Here is a 19,222-nt window from a genome sequence, read left to right as displayed (position 1 = left end):
TGTTTACTAAAGTGTATTTAGTACGCAGATGAATTTTTAATAAACGTCAATATAACGTGTATTGGCAATATTTTGAGCAAAAAATTGCTACAACTATTGCAAAATTGGATAGATTTTAGCTTTAAAAATTGCATATTAGCATAAAATATAGGAGAGGCTAATGTTTGAAGCTATTTTATTGGGTATGGGTGCTGGGCTAATTTCCTCATTCTTAACTGGTCCCGTTTTTTTTGCAATGATTAAGACCAGTATCGAACGTGGATTTAAAGCTGGTTTTTCTTTAGCGATTGGTGTAATTATTAGTGATATTGTTTTAATTGGACTTGTACTTTTTGGAAGTCAGTTTCTAAAATATCAAGATAGCTTTGATAAATATGTAGGTATTATTGGAGGTATATTTTTACTTGCAGTTGGCATCTACTATCTGCTTTCAAAAGTTTCTATCAATTATGATACAGACCCGCTTAGCAAAATAAACAAGCGAGGTTATTTACTAAAGGGTTTTTTGATGTGCATTTTGACGCCATCAACGTTAATGTTTTGGATTATTGTGAGCGGGATTATATCTGTAAAACTAGACAAACTTGACGAGAAGCTATTCTGCTTTTTCATAGCAATGGCAACTCAATTAACTATTGATGGTTTTAAAAGTTATTACTCTAGCAAGCTAAGGCACAGAATCAAGGAGGATACATTAAGTAAGCTTAATAAGGTAGCTGGAGTAATTATTATCCTTTTTGCCAGTTGGTTAATATATAAAACCTATCATCAATATTATTAGACCCGTTTACAATATATTATCAAGGTCATATAAATCTACGTAATCTAAAACCTTACCTCCACTACAGTTTTCCATGTTTTGGAGTCTATAATACTTTCTATCTCCCTTTTTCAAGAATACCTGTTGTCCAGTTTTCTCGCAAGGCACTCCACCGTTATTAATTTTCACAAAGGTTATAATCGTTCCAACAAAAGAAACTTGACTGGCATTTAGCCTTTTGATTTTACCATTAATTTTCAAGAATTCATTACTGCTATTAGTTTGCTCACCGCTGATTGTAAATGAGCCATCACGTTGCTTAACTACTTCTGCCTTGCCTTGATTTTCAAAGCCAATCCATTGTAGTGAAATTGGGACTGTTCTTTTAATGTTAATTTCTACATTGGATACTTTCTTCGCAACATTATCTCGAACTTTATTTAAGGTATCATTGAGCTTGTTTAATTTCGAGTTTAAGCTATCTCCAGTTTTAGCTATTGCATCTTCAACTTTATCTTGTTTGGCATCTGAACAAGCTAGTCCGATGCAAATCATTAATCCTAAAAAAATCTTTTTCATAGTCGCTTCATTTTAATTATAACAAATTGGAGGTTGTAAAGTTTTTTTGAGATTGGCCGATAATAGCAGTACAAGCTTTGAAAAATAAACCTGATTGAAATGAAAAGCCCAGAGCGCAGCGAGGACTTGGAATGGAAAGCAGGGCTGAAAAAACAAAAAGGGTAAAAACTTTCGTTTTCACCCTAATAATTTATCTTTTAGCCCAGCTTGAAGTCCCCTTCAGTGGATTAGGGGTTAATATGCTCTTTGGTTATTTCCTTCTTTCCAGTTCACAAATGCTTTATTTACAACCTTGTTTCCGCCTGGTGTAGGATAGTTTCCAGAGAAATACCAGTCGCCTGTATGGTTAGGACAAGCAATATGCAAGTTATCTAAAGTTTGATAAATTACTTCCACTTCTGCAACAGTTCCTTTTGGTGTAATTATTTCTGCTATCTTATCAGAAATCTCTTGTTGTTTGAAAGGTCTGTATATTTCTTTTACGTAATTAACAATTTGTTCTTTTGGCAACAATAACGAAGCTTTACATTTCTGATAAACATCTTCAATTACGTGCTCCATCCCTCTTTCCTTTAACAATTGGATGGCTGCATCAAAGGCTACAAACTGTCCCATTTTAGACATATCTATACCATAACAATCTGGATAACGGATTTGAGGTGCAGATGAAACTATAATGATTTTTTTAGGGTGTAACCTATCGATGATTTTAATGATACTTTGTTTTAAGGTAGTACCACGAACAATAGAATCATCAACCGCTACCAAAGTATCAGTATGGTTTTTAATAACTCCATAAGTAGTATCATAAACATGGGCTACCATTTCTCCTCTATCCGCATCTTGCGTGATAAATGTACGAAGCTTAACATCTTTGATGGCCAGTTTTTCAACCCTTGGCGTCATCGACAATAATTCGTTCAGTTGCTCGTCGTTTAGTTGTTCCTTGCGATTAAGTAAGGTGTCTTTTTGGACCTCACGAACATGTTCATGCAAACCCTCTACCATTCCATAAAACGAAACTTCTGCAGTATTAGGAATAAATGAGAAAACTGTGTTTTTTAAATCTTTTTTAACTGCTCCTAAAACTTGAGGAATTAGTAAATGACCAAGTTTTTTACGCTCTTTATAAATATCAGCATCGCTACCCCTAGAGAAATAAATACGCTCAAATGAACAAGCTCTCTTTTCTGCTGGTTCACGATACATTTCTTGTGTTACCGTACCATCTTTTTTAACAATTAAAGCGTGTCCTGGCTCAATTTCTTTAACCTGTTTAATCTGTACGTTAAATGCAGTCTGTATAGCTGGTCTTTCAGATGCGGCAACTACAATCTCATCATCTGCATAATAAAAAGCAGGACGGATACCAGACGGGTCACGAAGTACAAATGCATCGCCATTACCAACAATACCAGAAATAGTATAACCACCATCCCAATCTTTCGCAGAGCGACGTAAGATATTAGCAATATTTAATTTTTCAGATATCTTGTGAGTGATATCAACATTACTTAAACCTTCCTTTTTGTACTCATCAAACAACTCTTGATTTTCGTCATCTAAAAAGTGTCCAATTTTTTCTAGAACAGTAACTGTATCTGCTTTTTCCTTTGGATGTTGACCTAGCTCATATAATTGCTCCAATAATTCATCAACATTCGTCATGTTAAAATTACCAGCAATTACCAAATTTCTTGTCATCCAGTTATTTTGACGTAAGAAAGGGTGGCAATTTTCTATGCTATTTTTACCATGTGTACCATAGCGCAAATGCCCTAATAAAACCTCGCCAATGAAACTTACATTTTGCTTCAGAAACTCTGTGTCTTTCATCAACTCAGGCGTTTCGTTTTGTATATCTACAAATTTCCCTTGTACATACCCAAAAATATCTGCAACTGCATTTTGAGCCATTGAACGGTAACGACTAATGTAGCGGCTACCTGGTTTCATGTCTAACTTAATGGTTGCAATACCTGCTCCGTCTTGACCACGATTATGCTGTTTTTCCATCAACAAGTATAATTTGTTGAGGCCATAAAGTGCAGTACCGTATTTTTCTTGGTAAAATGAGAGAGGTTTTAACAGACGGATAAAAGCTATTCCGCACTCGTGTTTGATCTGATCGCTCATGGATTGATGATTGAGCCGCAAATTTACCGCTTTAAAATTTCAAAACCTAACAAGAAATGAATCGTTTTCCCACATTTAAGTAATTTAAATGTTAATTTTCAAAAGCAAAAGAATTAGCTTTTATTCATCTTTTGAGCGGCTATTTTTTCACCAAGAAACATAGATGCACGTTCGTCAAATACCTTGACATCTCCAGATGTGTAAAAAGTTCTTCGTGCATTTTTAGCCAGCTTAGTTTCTAGTTCAGTGTGCCTTTTTAAATAATCCACTAAACTATTTGCCACAATATCACCCTGTGCTACAATTTTAACATTATCGGGTAAGTGTTGCTCAATTTTAGGAACCAATAATGGATAATGTGTACAGGCTAATAAAACACAATCTATTTCATTAGATTTTTGCAACAACTGTTGGATGTATTCATCTACAAAAAAATCGGCACCAGCACTTAAATGTTCCCCATTTTCGATAATGGGTACCCACATTGGGCAAGCTTGCTGATGAACTTTAATTTCTGGAAAAAAATGCTCAATTTCTATAGCATAAGAATTTGAATTTACAGTACCTCTAGTTCCAAGCACTCCAATGTTTTGGGTTGTAGAATAATTTCCAATTACTTCTGCGGTTGGCCTGATTACACCAAGCACTCTATTATTTGGATATTTTATTGGCAAATCGAGCTGCTGAATGCTTCTTAGCGCTTTTGCAGATGCGGTATTGCAAGCTAAAATAATTAATGGGCAACCTTGCGCAAATAACCATTCCACACATTCTAAGGTATATTGATAGACGGTTTCAAAAGAATGGTCGCCATAGGGCGAACGAGCATTGTCTCCTAAATAGATATAATCGTATTGAGGTAGCTTTTCTGCTATTGATTTAAACACAGTTAAGCCACCAAAACCAGAATCAAAAATACCGATAGGAAATTTATTCATAAAAAAAGCGGAATAAGGCATTGAAACCTTATTCCGCTAAGATAATTAAATTTATATTTTAATTAGTTCTTTTTAGCTGGTGTTGTTGCAGGAGCTTTTGTTACTGGAGCAGCAGTTGCAGCAATACCCAATTTAGTTTTAACAGCAGCTGTAATATCTTCACCACCATCAAAATAAACCAAGTTATTAGCACCTTGTCCATTTGCAATATCAAAAACATAAGCTAAGCCTTTTTCTTTAGCCACAGCACTCATTCCGTTAGCCACTTTTGTATTAACTGGGGTAAATAATTCTACTTGTTTAGTTTGAACATCAGTGCTAGCTTTTGTACGAGCATCTTCTACTTTTTTCTGTATAGTTTGTAGTTCTACTCCTGCGTCTTGTAACTCTTTAGATATGATATTTAATTCTTTAAGTGTAGCTTCTTTATTTGCTTCACTCATCTCATTCTGTAGTTTTTGTCCTTTTTGCTCTTTATCTTGAGCAGCTTTAGCTTTTGTTTGATATTCTGCGATCATTTTATCAATCTCTGCTTGCTTACCTTTAGCAAATGTTTGAAGTGCGTTTTGTGCTGTCAACGCTTCTGGGAATGTAGCATAAATTTCTTCAGAATTGATATGACCAAGTTTTTGTTGGGCACTTGCAACGTTTGCAGTAAGCAATAATCCTGCTGCTACAAAAAATACGTTAATTAACTTTCTCATTTTTTTATTTTACTTAATAATTGTTTTTAAATCTATTTTATGTTTTGTTCTCTATTTCACTATTGTACCAGGTTTGTAGCCTAACCTTATAATAACGTCATTACTAATGTCATAATTGCTACTTGCGTAAATCATCATGGTAGTTTCGCTACTTTTATCAAAAACGAAGTCTAAAGTTTTGTTTTTTGCAGTTTCACTAATTACCGTTGCTACCTTTTCTTGTATTGGTTTTAAAAGCTTTGTTCTTGTTTGGAAAAGTTCTCCTTCAGGGCCAAATTTTTGACGTTGCAATTCTTTTGCTTTTTTTTCTTTTTCTATGATATCGTTTTCTCTGCGCTTACGCATATCATCCGTTAATAAAACCTGATCGGCTTGATAAGCCTTGTACATCTTATCAATTTCGTTAAAGCTATCATCAACCTGTTTTTGATACTGTTGAGATAAACCATCTAATTGGTTCAATGCAGATTTGTAATCAGGTAAGTGCTTAAGTATATATTCTGTATCTACGTAAGCAAATCTTTGTGCTGATGCTCCTAATCCAATCAAGAGCAAAAAGCTAGCTAATATATATTTTTTCATAGGTGTGTGTTTTTTCAAATATATAAAAGGTTTTAAACTTAATTAAACCCTCCTAGTTGTTGAGCTATACTAAAGTGAAACTGACCTTTATTCGCATCAGGAATACCAGGTATTTTATCAAATCCGTAACCATAATCAATTCCTAACAATCCAAATATTGGCAAGAATATTTTTGCACCAATACCAACTGAACGTCTAACATTAAACGGATTAAAGTCGCTAAACTTATTCCAAGTGTTACCACCTTCTGCAAAAGCTGTAATAAAAGCCGTTGCTTGCTGAGATGCGATAACAGGATATCTTAATTCCATTACGTATTTATTAAAAATTGGGCTACCTGAACTTTGCGCAATATTTACATTAGCGCCAACTGGTACAACAGAGTTATTTGAATAACCACGCATAGCGATTAGTTCAGATCCTTGTAAGAAATCGAAACCTTGCATACCATCACCACCTAATTTAAAACGCTCAAATGCAGACTGACCAACAGCACTATTGTATTGACCTAAGAAACCAAACTGAGCCTGACCCTTAAACACCAACTTACCTACCACAGTTTCAAAAAACTGCGCCTCAAATTTCCACTTATGGTATTCGGTAAATTTGTAGCGTTCTTTATCTGAAGCTGTCTTGTAATTCACTTTATTTAACAATGAATAAGGAGGCGTAGCTTGGATTGTAAATTTGATATAAGAACCACCAGTTGGGAAAATCTGACTTCCATCTCTAGAATCACGAGCAATTTCTTGAGTTAAGTTTAAGTTATAAGATGTACCGGTACTAAATAAATACCCAGGGTAATTATTTAAGATATACTGATTTAAGTTAACTGAGTGTACTAAAGAGAACCAGTTATCTGGCCATTTTAATTTTCTACCTAAACTAATGGAAACACCATTTAATCGTATTTTCTGGAAAGAAGTTTCACCTTCGGCTAATCCATTAGATTGTAATGAAGTAAATGCACTTAATCCAAAGCTAACTGGCTTTTTACCCCCAAACCAAGGCTCAGAGAATGAGAAACTATAGGATTGGTAATATTTACCATTAGTTTGCCCACGTAAGCTTAATTTTTGTCCGTCTCCTTTTGGAAGTGGCTTATATGCCTCTCCATTAAATATGTTTCTTAAGGAGAAGTTATTGAAAGTTAAGCCCAATGTACCAATTACACGGCCGCCACCAAATCCACCAGAAAGTTCAATTTGATCTGAAGGTTTTTCTTCTACGTGATAAACAATATCTACTGTTCCATCAGCATTTGGCTTAGGAACTGGATTAGTCTTAGATTCATCGAAATTACCTAATGCACCAATTTCGCGAACAGTACGAACTAGTGCTGCTTTAGAAAATTTCTCTCCAGGTTTTGTACGAATCTCTCTTAAAACAACCCTATCATTAGTAATTGTATTTCCTTGAACTGAGATTTTGTTATTCGTGTATTGCGGACCTTCATAGATACGCATTTCTAAATCTACAGTATCTTTATGTATTTTTGTTTGTACAGGATCTATGTTAAAAGTTAAATATCCATCATTTAGGTAAACACTAGAAACATCATCACCATTGGCACTGCCACGTAGTTTTTTCTCTAATTTTTCTTCACTAAATATTTCGCCTTTTTCAATACCAAAAACCTTTTCCAAATATTCTGTTGTATACTTTGCATTACCAATCCAAGTAATGTCCCCAAAATAATATTTAGGACCTTCATAGATATCTAATTTAATACCAACAGACTTGTTATTGTATTTATAGATACTGTCTTTTAAAACAGCTGCATCTCTATAACCTTTCTCTTGCATTTTAGCAATAAGCTTAAGCTTATCTTCTTCGTATTTTTCTTTGTTAAACTTACCACTACCAAATACTTTATAAAAAGCTTGTTGTTTAGTTTTCTTAAGGTACTTTCTTAGCTTGGCAGATTTAAAATCTTTATTACCGATAAATTTCACTTCGTGAACTTTTACACGCTTGCCTTTATCTATTATAACCTGTAAAACCACACTATTTTCTTGATTTGGATCTGGTTTAGATTTAAAATCAATTGTAGTGTAGAAATAACCTTTATCTAATAAGTATTTATTGATAATAGATCTTGTGGTGTTATAAAGGTTATCGTTTATGATGGTTTTTCCGGCTTTGTCAGCTAGTTTCTCACCAATGTCTGTTTTTTGAGATTTGCTGATGCCAATAAATTCAAATGAACTTAAACGTGGACGTTCTACAACTTCAATATCAAAATAAACAGTATCTAAGTTTATTTTAGTAACGAATAATTGCACATCATCAAACAGGCCTTGTGCCCATAAGTTTTTAATGGCATTTGAAGTAGCCTCTCCAGGAAGGACTATTCTTTCTCCTGGAATTAATTTAGATATCTTAATGATAACCTCTTTATCTAGGTATTGGGCACCAGTTAAAGTTGTACCACCAATTACATATTCTTTAGGACTAAAGTAATCTATGTTTAGGCCTTTTACTTTTAAAGTTGGCGTGGCTTGTGCTGGCTGGTTACGGATCTGAGCAATTGCTGGCGAGCCAATCAAAAGCAAAAATATGAGTTGGTATATTCTTTTCATTTACAATCTAAAAAACGTTGCTAAGTTAATTTAAACACATGTTAAAAAGTGTTAAAAGTAAAATTAGTTAAGTTGTTCACTAATTTTTCCGAAGCGACGTTCGCGTTTTTGGTAATCTACAATGGCCTCAAAAAGATCTTCTCTTCTAAAGTCTGGCCATAAAGTTTCAGTGAAATATAATTCGGTATAGGCCATCTGCCAAAGCAAGAAATTACTCACCCTGTGCTCTCCACTGGTGCGTATCATTAACTCAGGATCAGGAATGTTTTTTGTGGTTAGTTGGGCTGCAAAGATTTCTTCGTTAATTTGATCAACAGTAATGTTTTCTTCTTTTACTTGTTGAGCCAATTTTTTTGCTGCTTCTAATATTTCCCATTTAGCACTATAACTTAATGCCAAGGTTAAAGTGCATCTATCATTTTTGCTTGTAACTTTCATTACATTAGCTAAATCATCTATACATTTTTGAGGTAAGGATTTGATATCGCCTATGGCATTTAACCTTACATTATTTTTATTTAAAGTTTCTGCTTGTTCGTTAATGGTAGAAATTAAAAGCTCCATTAGTGCATTTACTTCTTCAATTGGCCTGTTCCAATTTTCAGTAGAAAAAGCATAAACAGTTAAGTATTTAACACCAATGTCTACACAACCTTCAACAATATCTTTTACAGACAATACGCCACTCTCGTGACCAAACATTCTAAATTTACCTTGATTTTTTGCCCAACGTCCATTACCATCCATGATAATAGCAATGTGCTCTGGTAATTTATTAATATCTATTTGTTCTTTAAAACTCATTTGTGTCGTTTGTTGCCCTAAAAAGTAAAACATTTTTGGCTCACAAAGGTATAAGATATACCAATACCTACAAACATGTAATTATCTCTTTTTCTAAAATCTCCTCTTTGTGTTCCTGGATTACCCAAATACACACCTGTTTGCTCTCCAGACCTATCTGACAAAGCCTTACTTATAGATGGATTAGCCGAACTTGTACCTGTCCAAGCATTTACCTTAGGATAAACACTACTTACATCATCAATATAATCTGTTAATGGTGATCGATAACCTATTTGAGAAAAAACAGTCCAATTGTTTTTAAGTTTATATCTTGCTCCTACACCATAAGGAATTGTAATGGTGCAGCTTTTGTACGATTCACTTTGCCCTTCTGTATTATAAAGTCTTAATAGGTATTCTTCATCCTTATATTCTGTTTTCGGTTGAAATATTACAGCGCCAATCCCAGCAAATATATATGGTGTAAATCTTCTTTTTGGTCCGTAAGAATATAAATCGAATAAATTAAAGTCTAACAACAAGCTCAATTCATTTAAAGGAGTATAAAAACTTAGGTTTCTATCTCTAAACTGTGCATTGCTAGAATGTGAATCTGTTGCCTTTACTTTACCATAATTATAATGCAAGCCTAGTCCAAAATGCGGATCAAAGTTTAGCTTGGCAAATGCGCCAGCAGCTATTCCACTAATTTTAACTGGATTATATTGATTTAAATCGCCCAAATATGAAGCCCCACCGGCATTAATTCCAACCTCAACTTGTTGAGCCAAAACAGAATAACCAGAGAAAAAAGAAAAAAGAAATAGGAAGGCAATTTTTATTTTCCCCATCTTAATAATTACGAGTATCTATACCCCAAAGTAATTTATTTCTTAACGTAGTTAAATAACTTTCATTGTTTAAACGAACCAGATTCACATTAAATTTGGCCTTATTAATGGTTATTTTAACAGATCTATCAACAGTTTCTGTTCTCGAGTCGCATGATAGCAAAAATTTAGTACTTCTAGCTTCAATCTCAAAGGTTAACTCTACATTATCAGGAACGATGATTGGCCTCACATTTAAATTATGCGGTGCAATAGGAGTAATTACAAAATTTTGTGCGCTTGGTAAAATAATTGGTCCACCGCAACTTAATGAGTATGCGGTAGAACCCGTAGGTGTTGCAATGATTAATCCATCTGCCCAGTAAGAGTTTACAAACTCTCCATTCATGTAAGCGTGAATAATCATCATCGCGGAGTTATCTCTACGGTGTATGGTGATATCATTCAATGCGAAATTCTCGTCCGTAAATAGATCATTTTGAGATTCGAGATTTAAAATACTTCTTTTATCTAATGAATATTCACCTTTTACCAATGCAGCAATGGCATTTTTAATTTCGTTTTTATTAATACTTGCCAAGAAACCTAAACGCCCAAAATTTATTCCAATAACTGGAATTTGAGAATCTCTAACAAGGGATAAAGTATCTAGCAAAGTTCCATCACCACCTAAACTCAATAGTACTTCTGTTTGATTTAAAAGTTCTTTATGGTTTGAGAATGTAATAATGTTCTCTGGTAAAACAACCTTATTTTTTATAAAATTGTAAAATTTGAGGTAGACTGAAATTTCAGTTTGATGAGCAGCTAAGGCATCAAACACTTCTTGTACAAAAGGTAAAACACTATCGTTAAAATCTCTACCGTAAATTGCTATTCTCATTCAGATGTTATACGTTTAGATAGTTCATGAAAGAGTTAAATCTATCAGTAGAACCATCATCGTTTTGCGTATTGTTAAAAACAGCTTTCACTTCGTAATCATATCTTTCAAAAGAAGCTATAATACCAGACAATTCTGTTTTGTTTATTTTTAAGGTAACTTCTAACCTTGTAGAATCAGGAAATGAGCTCACGTAAGAAGAAAGGATTTGCGCATTATCTGCCTCAACAATTTGGGCCATGTGAGCTAAAGAATTATTTCTATTGCTAATAGACAAAACTACTATCCCACCTGGTTCTTTAACTGCATAAGTATTTGCAGTATATTCTAAAAGATTATTTATTGAAACAACGCCAATGTAGTTTTTATTGGAATCTAAAACAGGAACCAATGACAATTGAAGTTGGTTAAACAACCTTATCACATCATAAATATGCGATTCTTCAAAAACGAAAGGATTAATAATTGATAAAGATAAAGTCCCAATTGGCGTTTCCTGATCACGTACTTCTATCAATTCGTCTTCAGAAACCAAGCCTAAAAACTGACTCTCGTTAACTATAGGTAAATGGTAAAGTTTGAACTCACTCATCCTCTCTAAAGCTTTCTGAACAGTATCAGAAGTTTTTAGTGGTGGGATTATGTTTGATATGAGTTCTGCTGCTATCATTATTTCAATAAAACCCTATTCAAAAACTTATCCAAAAATGCATTAAAAATCTCTGGTCTTTCCATCATTGGCGCATGTCCGCATTCATCAACCCAATTCAATTCAGAATTTGGCAATAATTCATGGAACTCAACCGCTACCTCTGGTGGGGTAATTTTATCTTGTCTGCCCCAAATCAAAGAAACAGGGATCGTAATTCTTGATAATTCCTTTGACATGTTATGGCGAATAGCGGATTTTGCCAAAGCCAATATCCTAATTACCCTAGAGCGGTCGTTTACAGATTTAAAAACCTCATCTACCAACTCTTTTGTTGCAGTGGCTGGATCATAAAACGTAAATTCTACCTTTTCTCTTACATAATCGTAGCTTTCTCTACGCGGAAATGAACCACCAAAAGCATTTTCATATAAACCAGAACTACCTGTTAAAACCAAAGCTTTAACAAATTCTTGGTGTGCTGCGGTAAAAACTAAACCAACGTGACCACCTAAAGAATTACCTATTAATACTACCTGACTTAATTTCTTAAATTTCAAAAAACGGTGTACATATTTAGATAAGCTTTTAACGCCCAAAGTAAGCAAAGGCAAATCATAAATTGGCAAAATAGGGACCAATACACGGTAATTCTCTTTAAAATGATCTAAAGCTGGCTCCCAATTACTCAGTTCGCCCATTAAACCATGAAGTAATACCAGCGTTTCTCCTGTACCTGCCTCTATGTATTTAAACCCCTCTTCTTCAACTACTTCGTATTTCATATATAGTATTGTGCTGTGTGGTATGTGCTACTAAGTTAATAGAGTAAAATTAAATTATGCTAATTAATATGAATATTTTTTAGAAATATCTCAAATACAAGCTACAATTTGGTTATCCCAATTGCGTTTTTACAATTTCTCCGATTAGTTTTCCATCGGCTTTGCCTGCTAATTCTTTATTTGCAAGGCCCATTATTTTACCCATTTCTTTAACTGATGTAGCGCCGGTCTCTGAAATTATTCTTGCAATAACTTTTTCAATATCGGCTCTATCTAATTGTTGAGGCAAAAACTGACTAATCACATCTATTTCTTCTTGCTCTACTGTAAATAAATCTTCACGACCTTGTTCTTTATAAATAGTTGCTGATTCTTTACGTTGTTTAACCAATCTTTGAAGAATCTTGATTTCTCCATCTTCAGTTAATTCTTCAGCGTGTCCCTTTTCGGTTTTCGCCAATAAAAAAGCTGCCTTAATTGCTCTTAAACCTCTCAATTTAGCTTGATCCTTAGCTAACATTGCTTGTTTTATTTCTTGATCTATAGTTGCTGATATCATACCCCTTGATCCCCTAAAGGGGAATTTTTAAGTTAAAATTAATATTTGAAGCTCCTTGTTCCCCCTTTAGGGGTCTAGGGGGCCTAGTCTCTTTTTATTAAATTACCATTTGCTTGTGCTGTTGGCATAATTAGCATGTCATTTATATTTACATGAGCTGGGCGGCTTACCGCATACCAAATTGCATCTGCTATGTCATCAGCAATTAGTGGCTCAAAACCATCATAAACTTTTTTAGCCCTGCCTTCATCACCTTTAAACCGAACGATAGAAAACTCAGTTTCTACTGCACCTGGATGTATACCCGTAACTTTTATCCCGTGAGGCAAAAGATCTATTCGCATTGCTTTATTTAATGCATCAACAGCATGTTTGGTAGCACAGTAGACATTCCCATTGGCGTAAACTTCTTTTCCTGCAATGGAACCAATGTTTATAATGTGACCTTTCTTTTGGGCAACCATCCAATTAGTTACTACTTTAGAAACGTATAATAAACCTTTAATGTTTGTATCAATCATTACATCCCAGTCATCAGTATCCCCTTTATCAATAGGATCTAAACCTCTACTTAAGCCTGCGTTATTAATTAATACATCAACATTTTTCCATACAGCAGGCAAAGTTTCTAAAACATAGTTGATGTTTTCTTTATCTCTAACATCTGCCTGAATTTTCTTTACCTCAATTGCATATTTAGCTGTTAAGTGATGAGCTATTTTCTCCAGAAGGTTTTCTCTCCTTCCCAAAAGGATAAGATGATATCCCTGTTGAGCGAAAATATGTGCGCAAGCTTCGCCAATACCTGAACTTGCACCAGTAATTAATGCGATTTTAGCCATAAGTTTAATTATGATTTGATGAACAAAGGTATAAAAATTTGAACGCTCAGCTTACTCGAAAAATAAACTGAAAGTAAAATGTCTAAGCTTTGCCTTGTCTATGGGATTAGCATAAGGCTGAGGCTCATGCTTTAAAATGTCTTTAAATGAATAAGAAACTTTTACTTCAGGAGACATTTTAAACCATTCGAAATAAATATCAAAGCCTAATCCAGCTTCATAAGAAAGAAAGCTCTTTTTATTTTTTAATAATTTGTCAACTGGCGCTGCACTTTCATCATTAGTTTTTTTACTCGATGCTAAATCGATAGAGTATTTTAAACCTCCCAACATATAGGCCCTAACATTCATCAATCGATCAGATTTTAACTTTAACCCTACTGGGAAGTCTACCATTGTGGCTTGAACTTTCTTTTGCACAATTGGGTTACTTGGATTATATGTTCCGGGTACCACATAAGCATAATCAACCAAACGGTCGTTAAATACCAATGTTGGGGTAAAACGAACATCAACATTTTTATGGATACTAGAGTTAACTACAAATCCAATTCCAAATCCAACAGATGTTGGAGAACTAATAGCACTTAAGGTATCGGTAACATAATCTCCTAAATCTTGGTCGTAATAAGGCTTACGCCAGTTACTGTTTTTAGTGATTTTAAGTTCAGATGAAATGTATTGAAAACTAAAGCCCCAATTAAATCTTTCGCCATCTATACCGCCACCCCAATTTTGAGATTTAGCAATAGAAAAGGAGAATAAGGTAATAATTAGTAAGAGTGTTAGCTTTTTTATCATTTAATACCTGTGTATATCGCACTAATTCCAAACGTTAAAGGTCTGTGTTTGGTATTTTTATAACCCACTTTTTCCATCAATGCAACAAACTCTTCTCCATCTGGAAAAGCAGCCACAGACTCTGGTAAATAAGTATAAGCTCTTTTATCTTTAGAAAATAGTTTACCAAAAAATGGAGTTACATATTTAAAATAGACATGATAACCTTGTTTTACAGGAAAATGCCTTGGCTTAGAGAACTCAAGGATAACAATTTTTCCTTCGGGTTTTAAAACTCGAAGCATATCAGCTAATCCTTTTTCTAGGTTTTCGTAATTCCTCACACCAAAGGCAACAGTTATGGCATCAAAAGTATTATCTTCGAAATGTAGTCCTTCAGAATCGCCTAATTGAACAGAAAATGTATGGCCAAGGTTACGCTCCTTGATTTTCTTTTTAGCCACCTCTAGCATTCCTTCAGAAATATCTACACCAATTACCTTATCAGGATGAAGGATATCTATTGATTCGAAAGCAAAATCTCCAGTTCCCGTTGCTACATCTAAAATAATTCTAGGTTGTATGGCAGATAATTCTCTTATCGCCTTGCGACGCCAAATGATATCGATACCTAAAGATAAAAAGTGATTTAGAAAATCATATGTGCCAGAAATGTTGTTGAACATGGTAGCAACCTGTTCTTTCTTTGTTTCTGTGCCAGCGTAAGGAGTAACTTCTTTATTCATATTGATGGGGTAAAGATACATAATCAATGTAAGATGTGAAATGTAAGACGGAAAATGTGTTTATAATGATTTTACGACAAACTCTCAACTCCAAACTTATTCTTACCTTTGCTGTATGATTATAAAATCTGCCACATTTGTTGTTAGCAACACTAAAGTTTCTGCTTTACCCTTACCAGAATTACCAGAATATGCATTTATTGGTCGTTCTAACGTAGGTAAATCGTCACTTATTAACATGTTGGTAAACGTACAAGGTTTAGCAAAAACATCACAAAGACCAGGGAAAACACAATTGATTAATCACTTTTTAATAAACGAAAAGTGGTACATTGTAGATTTACCTGGATATGGATATGCCAAAGTTTCTAAGAGCAGTAGAGAGAAATGGGAAAAATTCATTAGAAACTATTTGACAAAAAGAGAAAACCTTCAATGTGTTTTTGTATTAATTGATAGCCGTTTAGAACCTCAGAAAATTGATTTAGAGTTTTGTTCTTGGTTAGGCGAATGCCAAATTCCTTTTGCCTTAGTTTATACAAAGGCCGACAAACAATCTGCACCAAAAACAGACCAAAATGTGGCTAAGTTCAATAAAACATTATTAGGTTGGTTTGAAGAAGTACCTCCATTTTTTGTCACTTCTGCAGAGAAAGGCCAAGGAAGAGATAAACTTTTGCAATTTGTGCAAGAAGTAAATGAAGACTTTGTTAAACCAGAAATCGATCCCCAGTTTTATTCAGCTAGCAATACGGAATAATTAGTTTTCAGCTAACAGTTGACAATTTTCAAAAAAACACCTGTTTGCAGTTAACAAAAGAAGTGATTTAACTATGTCTCAAATCTCATATCTCAATACTCACATCTAATAATGAAGAAATATTTTTCACTCGTATTATTTGCGCACTCCATATTTGCTATGCCTTTTGCCTTAATTGGCTTTTTTTTAGGCGTTACCACAACTCCAAACCCATTTAATTGGTATCTATTGGCATTGGTAATTTTATGTATGGTTTTTGCAAGAAATGCCGCGATGGCCTTCAATCGTTATTTAGACCGAAATATCGATGCTAAAAACCCCCGTACCGTAACTCGAGATATCCCAGCAGGAAAAATTTCTGCAACAGAAGCTTTAACCTTTGTAATCATAAACTGTATATTATTTGTAGTGGCTACCGCTTTCATCAATACCCTGTGTTTGTACCTTTCTCCAATTGCTTTGTTTGTAGTTCTTTTTTATAGTTACACCAAACGTTTTACGGCTTTATGCCACTTGGTTTTAGGATTAGGTTTAGCGTTAGCGCCAATAGGAGCATATATTGCGGTAACAGGAGCGTTTAACATTGTCCCTTTATTTTACTCCTTTGCCGTTTTATTTTGGGTAAGTGGTTTCGATATCATTTATGCTTTACAGGATGAAACTTTTGATAGAGCCGAAAAATTACATTCAATCCCTGCAGCTTTGGGCATCAAAAATGCATTACGCTTGTCTGTCGTTTTACATATTTTTTCAGCTTTATGCGTAATTCTACCACTGTTCTTTTCAGAATTTAGTTGGGTTTATTATATCGGAATTGTATTTTTCTGTGCCATGTTAATTTATCAGCATTTGCTAGTAAAACCAACAGATATTAGTAAAGTGGATAGAGCTTTTGCAACAACCAATGGCTATGCATCAGTTATTTTTGCACTTTGCTTTTTAATTGATGCCTACCTTAGAAATTAAATGAATGAATTTTGAATGAGTGAATATCATTCTATAATTCAATCCTTCTCTAATTCAACATTAAAATATTATGATCATAAACAAAAAAATAAGAACTTATATTCCTCAAGATTTAAAAATGGAATGGGAAAACCTATCTCCTATTTTAGAAGAATTATTGAAAAGAGAAATCAACGCTGTTGGAGAATTGGAGCAATGGTTAAAGGATAAAAGTGAGTTAGAAGCAGCTCTAGAAGAAGATTTTGCGTGGAGATACATTAAAATGAGTTGCGATACTGCAAACGAAAGTTTGGTTAAGGATTTTCAATATTTTGCTACGGAGATTGAACCAAAAATTTCGCCTGTGGCTAATGAGCTAAATAAAAAATTAAATGACAGTCCGTTTGTTAACGATTTAGACCACGATAAATATTTTGTTTACCTATGTGCTATTAAAAAATCTTTAGAATTATATCGCGAAGAAAACATTGAGCTATTTACGCAATTACAGGTTGCCCAACAAAAATACCAAAGTGTTACCGGTGCAATGAGCGTAAAAATTAACGAGCAAGAATACACCTTAGAACAAGCCGCCAATTTTTTAAAAGACACAGACCGCAGCGTTAGGCAAAATGCTTGGGAAACCATTCAACAACGCAGATTAGCAGATAAAGATGAGTTAAACATCTTGTTTGATGAATTAATTGCCATGCGACATAAAGTTGCTTTAAACGCAGGTTTTGAGAACTACCGCGATTACATGTTTCAGGCTTTAGGCCGTTTTGATTATGATGTTAAAGATTGTTATGATTTCGCAGTAGCGATAGAAAAAGAAGTTGTTCCTGTTTTAAAAGAACAGGCAGAAAAACGACAAGTCGCTTTAGGCTTAACAGCATTGAGACCTTGGGACATGGAGGTGAGCACAACTGGTAAATCAATGTTAAAGCCATTTCATAACGGACAAGAACTAATTGATAAAAGCATTAGCTGTTTTACAGCGATCAATCCATCTTTAGGTGAGAAACTAAGCATCATGAAGGCTAATGGACTTTTTGATGTGGAAAGTAGGATGGGCAAAGCTCCAGGTGGTTACAATTATCCACTAGCAGAAACTGGTGCCCCTTTTATCTTCATGAACTCGGCCAATTCATTAAGAGATTTAACAACCATGGTACATGAAGGTGGTCATGCGATACATACTTTTCTAACTGCAAATTTAGAGTTAAACGACTTTAAACATTGTCCATCTGAGGTTGCTGAATTAGCCTCAATGAGTATGGAGTTAATCTCAATGGATAATTGGGATGTTTATTTCGACAATGAGGAAGATTTAATTCGTGCCAAAAAAGAGCAATTGGCAGATGTTTTAAAAACCTTGCCTTGGGTTGCAGTAATAGACCAGTTTCAACACTGGATTTATACTAATCCAAACCATAATGCTGCAGATAGGGAAGTTGCATTTAAGCAAATCTATAGTCTTTTCGGGGCAGGCTTTGCAGACTGGACAGATTTTGAGCAACAATTTGGCAACCTATGGCAAAAACAACTACACTTATTTGAAGTTCCTTTTTACTACATCGAATATGCGATTGCACAATTAGGCGCTATTGCTGTTTGGAAAAATTATAAAGAAAATCCAGAAAAAGCTTTAGCGCAATATTTGGATGCCTTAGCATTAGGTTATACCAAACCAATGAATGAGATTTATGAAACCGCAGGAATTAAATTTGATTTCAGCGCAGCTTATGTTAAAGAATTAGCCAATTTTGTTAAGGATGAATTAAATAAATTGGGATAAGACAAGGTTGAGGGAAGGAAGGTAGAAGGTATAAGCTTTCCACTTCAAATAAACATTTCGTTATCTAACAAATAAATTTAGCCGTAGCATTACACTACGGCTTTTTTTGTGGGGTTTTATTTAAGAAGCGCTAATAAATTGGGCAGAATAAGTTCTATTGTAAGAATAATTCAGTGATATCAGTATGAAGAAAAATGAGTGTAAGGATATAACCGTTTATGTTTTTATCATGTAAGTATTTAACCGTTTAACTATCCGCTTTTTGTAAGGGTAATCAAGTATAAGACAGCGCATCTTGCCTTACTTGTTATTGCATCTTCATTCCTGTTTCCTTTCTAGCCAGTCCGCATCTAGTCCGCATCGAGTCCGCGTCTAGTCCGCATTGGACGCGGATTAGTTTTGCATTTGTAGCGGATTTTATAGGGCTATAACTGGGATAAGATACGGCTAAGAGTAAGGCATCATTAGCCCACCCTGCTCATTGCTATGACTTTTAATTGAAATAAGCTTAAATCCCAATAGACGTTGATAATTTTATGTGCGCTATAGCGGTTTTT

General features: G+C 34.4%; 19 protein-coding genes. 4 read left to right on the top strand and 15 right to left on the bottom strand.

The window, feature by feature from the left end; genetic code table 11:
* Positions 1-160 precede the first annotated feature (160 nt).
* The gene (locus R2Q59_RS20300; protein WP_316772398.1) at positions 161-781 is read left to right on the top strand and encodes a LysE family translocator; all 621 of its coding nucleotides are present in this window, start codon (positions 161-163) and stop codon (positions 779-781) included.
* A gap of 6 nt (positions 782-787) precedes the next feature.
* Here R2Q59_RS20300 and R2Q59_RS20295 read toward each other — a convergent pair whose 3' ends face one another.
* The 15 genes from R2Q59_RS20295 to ubiE all read right to left on the bottom strand — a co-directional run bounded on the left by R2Q59_RS20295 (position 788) and on the right by ubiE (position 15,162).
* Positions 788-1,339: a hypothetical protein gene (locus R2Q59_RS20295; protein WP_316787244.1), complete on the bottom strand. Its 552-nt coding sequence runs from the start codon at positions 1,337-1,339 to the stop codon at positions 788-790.
* A 234-nt stretch (positions 1,340-1,573) separates the two neighbouring features.
* A complete protein-coding gene (locus R2Q59_RS20290; protein ID WP_316772393.1) occupies positions 1,574-3,475 on the bottom strand; it encodes a class II glutamine amidotransferase in 1,902 nt (633 codons plus the stop codon).
* Between the two features lie 113 nt (positions 3,476-3,588).
* A complete protein-coding gene (murI, locus tag R2Q59_RS20285; RefSeq protein WP_316787242.1) occupies positions 3,589-4,413 on the bottom strand; it encodes a glutamate racemase in 825 nt (274 codons plus the stop codon).
* A gap of 62 nt (positions 4,414-4,475) precedes the next feature.
* Positions 4,476-5,117 (bottom strand): OmpH family outer membrane protein, encoded by a 642-nt coding sequence (locus R2Q59_RS20280; protein WP_316772388.1) that lies wholly within the window; start codon positions 5,115-5,117, stop codon positions 4,476-4,478.
* A gap of 51 nt (positions 5,118-5,168) precedes the next feature.
* Positions 5,169-5,699 carry an OmpH family outer membrane protein gene (locus tag R2Q59_RS20275; protein WP_316772386.1) on the bottom strand — a complete coding sequence of 177 codons (531 nt, stop codon included), beginning with the start codon at positions 5,697-5,699 and terminating at the stop codon, positions 5,169-5,171.
* A gap of 38 nt (positions 5,700-5,737) precedes the next feature.
* On the bottom strand, positions 5,738-8,281 hold the full coding sequence (locus tag R2Q59_RS20270; protein WP_316772383.1) for an outer membrane protein assembly factor: 2,544 nt from the start codon (positions 8,279-8,281) through the stop codon (positions 5,738-5,740).
* A gap of 63 nt (positions 8,282-8,344) precedes the next feature.
* Entirely contained in the window at positions 8,345-9,085 is a 741-nt protein-coding gene (locus R2Q59_RS20265; protein ID WP_316787240.1) for an isoprenyl transferase, read from the bottom strand.
* A 17-nt stretch (positions 9,086-9,102) separates the two neighbouring features.
* Entirely contained in the window at positions 9,103-9,918 is an 816-nt protein-coding gene (locus tag R2Q59_RS20260; protein ID WP_316787238.1) for a DUF6089 family protein, read from the bottom strand.
* A gap of 1 nt (position 9,919) precedes the next feature.
* A complete protein-coding gene (locus R2Q59_RS20255) occupies positions 9,920-10,801 on the bottom strand; it encodes an NAD kinase (protein ID WP_316772373.1) in 882 nt (293 codons plus the stop codon).
* A 7-nt stretch (positions 10,802-10,808) separates the two neighbouring features.
* Complete coding sequence (locus R2Q59_RS20250) at positions 10,809-11,471, bottom strand: CBS domain-containing protein (protein WP_316787236.1); 663 nt, start codon at positions 11,469-11,471, stop codon at positions 10,809-10,811.
* The gene (locus tag R2Q59_RS20245) at positions 11,471-12,235 is read right to left on the bottom strand and encodes an alpha/beta hydrolase (protein WP_316787235.1); all 765 of its coding nucleotides are present in this window, start codon (positions 12,233-12,235) and stop codon (positions 11,471-11,473) included. Before R2Q59_RS20245 ends, R2Q59_RS20250 begins: the two co-directional genes overlap by 1 nt.
* Positions 12,236-12,347: 112 nt before the next feature.
* Positions 12,348-12,794 carry a GatB/YqeY domain-containing protein gene (locus R2Q59_RS20240; RefSeq protein WP_316787234.1) on the bottom strand — a complete coding sequence of 149 codons (447 nt, stop codon included), beginning with the start codon at positions 12,792-12,794 and terminating at the stop codon, positions 12,348-12,350.
* Between the two features lie 83 nt (positions 12,795-12,877).
* On the bottom strand, positions 12,878-13,636 hold the full coding sequence (locus R2Q59_RS20235; protein ID WP_316787233.1) for an SDR family NAD(P)-dependent oxidoreductase: 759 nt from the start codon (positions 13,634-13,636) through the stop codon (positions 12,878-12,880).
* Positions 13,637-13,687: 51 nt separating this feature from the next.
* The gene (locus R2Q59_RS20230) at positions 13,688-14,437 is read right to left on the bottom strand and encodes an outer membrane beta-barrel protein (RefSeq protein ID WP_316772356.1); all 750 of its coding nucleotides are present in this window, start codon (positions 14,435-14,437) and stop codon (positions 13,688-13,690) included.
* Complete coding sequence (ubiE, locus tag R2Q59_RS20225; RefSeq protein ID WP_316772353.1) at positions 14,434-15,162, bottom strand: bifunctional demethylmenaquinone methyltransferase/2-methoxy-6-polyprenyl-1,4-benzoquinol methylase UbiE; 729 nt, start codon at positions 15,160-15,162, stop codon at positions 14,434-14,436. The genes R2Q59_RS20230 and ubiE overlap by 4 nt, the downstream gene beginning before the upstream one ends.
* Before the next feature lie 115 nt (positions 15,163-15,277).
* On the opposite strand from ubiE, the gene yihA reads away from it, so the two are divergent.
* The 3 genes from yihA to R2Q59_RS20210 all read left to right on the top strand — a co-directional run bounded on the left by yihA (position 15,278) and on the right by R2Q59_RS20210 (position 18,665).
* Positions 15,278-15,922 (top strand): ribosome biogenesis GTP-binding protein YihA/YsxC, encoded by a 645-nt coding sequence (yihA, locus tag R2Q59_RS20220; RefSeq protein ID WP_316772351.1) that lies wholly within the window; start codon positions 15,278-15,280, stop codon positions 15,920-15,922.
* Positions 15,923-16,033: 111 nt separating this feature from the next.
* On the top strand, positions 16,034-16,888 hold the full coding sequence (locus tag R2Q59_RS20215) for a UbiA-like polyprenyltransferase (RefSeq protein WP_316787232.1): 855 nt from the start codon (positions 16,034-16,036) through the stop codon (positions 16,886-16,888).
* Between the two features lie 70 nt (positions 16,889-16,958).
* Complete coding sequence (locus R2Q59_RS20210; RefSeq protein ID WP_316787231.1) at positions 16,959-18,665, top strand: M3 family oligoendopeptidase; 1,707 nt, start codon at positions 16,959-16,961, stop codon at positions 18,663-18,665.
* Positions 18,666-19,222: the final 557 nt, after the last annotated feature.

It is taken from the genome of Pedobacter frigiditerrae (assembly GCF_032678705.1).
Taxonomy (GTDB): Bacteria; Bacteroidota; Bacteroidia; order Sphingobacteriales; family Sphingobacteriaceae; genus Pedobacter; species Pedobacter frigiditerrae_A.
This window is presented reverse-complemented; position numbering and strand designations above follow the sequence as displayed.

Coding starts and splice junctions, on each gene's coding strand:
- R2Q59_RS20300 (WP_316772398.1), top strand. CDS start 161: ATGTTTGAAGCTATTTTATTGGGTATGGGTGCTGGGCTAATTTCCTCA.
- R2Q59_RS20295 (WP_316787244.1), bottom strand. CDS start 1,339: ATGAAAAAGATTTTTTTAGGATTAATGATTTGCATCGGACTAGCTTGT.
- R2Q59_RS20290 (WP_316772393.1), bottom strand. CDS start 3,475: ATGAGCGATCAGATCAAACACGAGTGCGGAATAGCTTTTATCCGTCTG.
- murI (WP_316787242.1), bottom strand. CDS start 4,413: ATGAATAAATTTCCTATCGGTATTTTTGATTCTGGTTTTGGTGGCTTA.
- R2Q59_RS20280 (WP_316772388.1), bottom strand. CDS start 5,117: ATGAGAAAGTTAATTAACGTATTTTTTGTAGCAGCAGGATTATTGCTT.
- R2Q59_RS20275 (WP_316772386.1), bottom strand. CDS start 5,699: ATGAAAAAATATATATTAGCTAGCTTTTTGCTCTTGATTGGATTAGGA.
- R2Q59_RS20270 (WP_316772383.1), bottom strand. CDS start 8,281: ATGAAAAGAATATACCAACTCATATTTTTGCTTTTGATTGGCTCGCCA.
- R2Q59_RS20265 (WP_316787240.1), bottom strand. CDS start 9,085: ATGAGTTTTAAAGAACAAATAGATATTAATAAATTACCAGAGCACATT.
- R2Q59_RS20260 (WP_316787238.1), bottom strand. CDS start 9,918: ATGGGGAAAATAAAAATTGCCTTCCTATTTCTTTTTTCTTTTTTCTCT.
- R2Q59_RS20255 (WP_316772373.1), bottom strand. CDS start 10,801: ATGAGAATAGCAATTTACGGTAGAGATTTTAACGATAGTGTTTTACCT.
- R2Q59_RS20250 (WP_316787236.1), bottom strand. CDS start 11,471: ATGATAGCAGCAGAACTCATATCAAACATAATCCCACCACTAAAAACT.
- R2Q59_RS20245 (WP_316787235.1), bottom strand. CDS start 12,235: ATGAAATACGAAGTAGTTGAAGAAGAGGGGTTTAAATACATAGAGGCA.
- R2Q59_RS20240 (WP_316787234.1), bottom strand. CDS start 12,794: ATGATATCAGCAACTATAGATCAAGAAATAAAACAAGCAATGTTAGCT.
- R2Q59_RS20235 (WP_316787233.1), bottom strand. CDS start 13,636: ATGGCTAAAATCGCATTAATTACTGGTGCAAGTTCAGGTATTGGCGAA.
- R2Q59_RS20230 (WP_316772356.1), bottom strand. CDS start 14,437: ATGATAAAAAAGCTAACACTCTTACTAATTATTACCTTATTCTCCTTT.
- ubiE (WP_316772353.1), bottom strand. CDS start 15,162: ATGAATAAAGAAGTTACTCCTTACGCTGGCACAGAAACAAAGAAAGAA.
- yihA (WP_316772351.1), top strand. CDS start 15,278: ATGATTATAAAATCTGCCACATTTGTTGTTAGCAACACTAAAGTTTCT.
- R2Q59_RS20215 (WP_316787232.1), top strand. CDS start 16,034: ATGAAGAAATATTTTTCACTCGTATTATTTGCGCACTCCATATTTGCT.
- R2Q59_RS20210 (WP_316787231.1), top strand. CDS start 16,959: ATGATCATAAACAAAAAAATAAGAACTTATATTCCTCAAGATTTAAAA.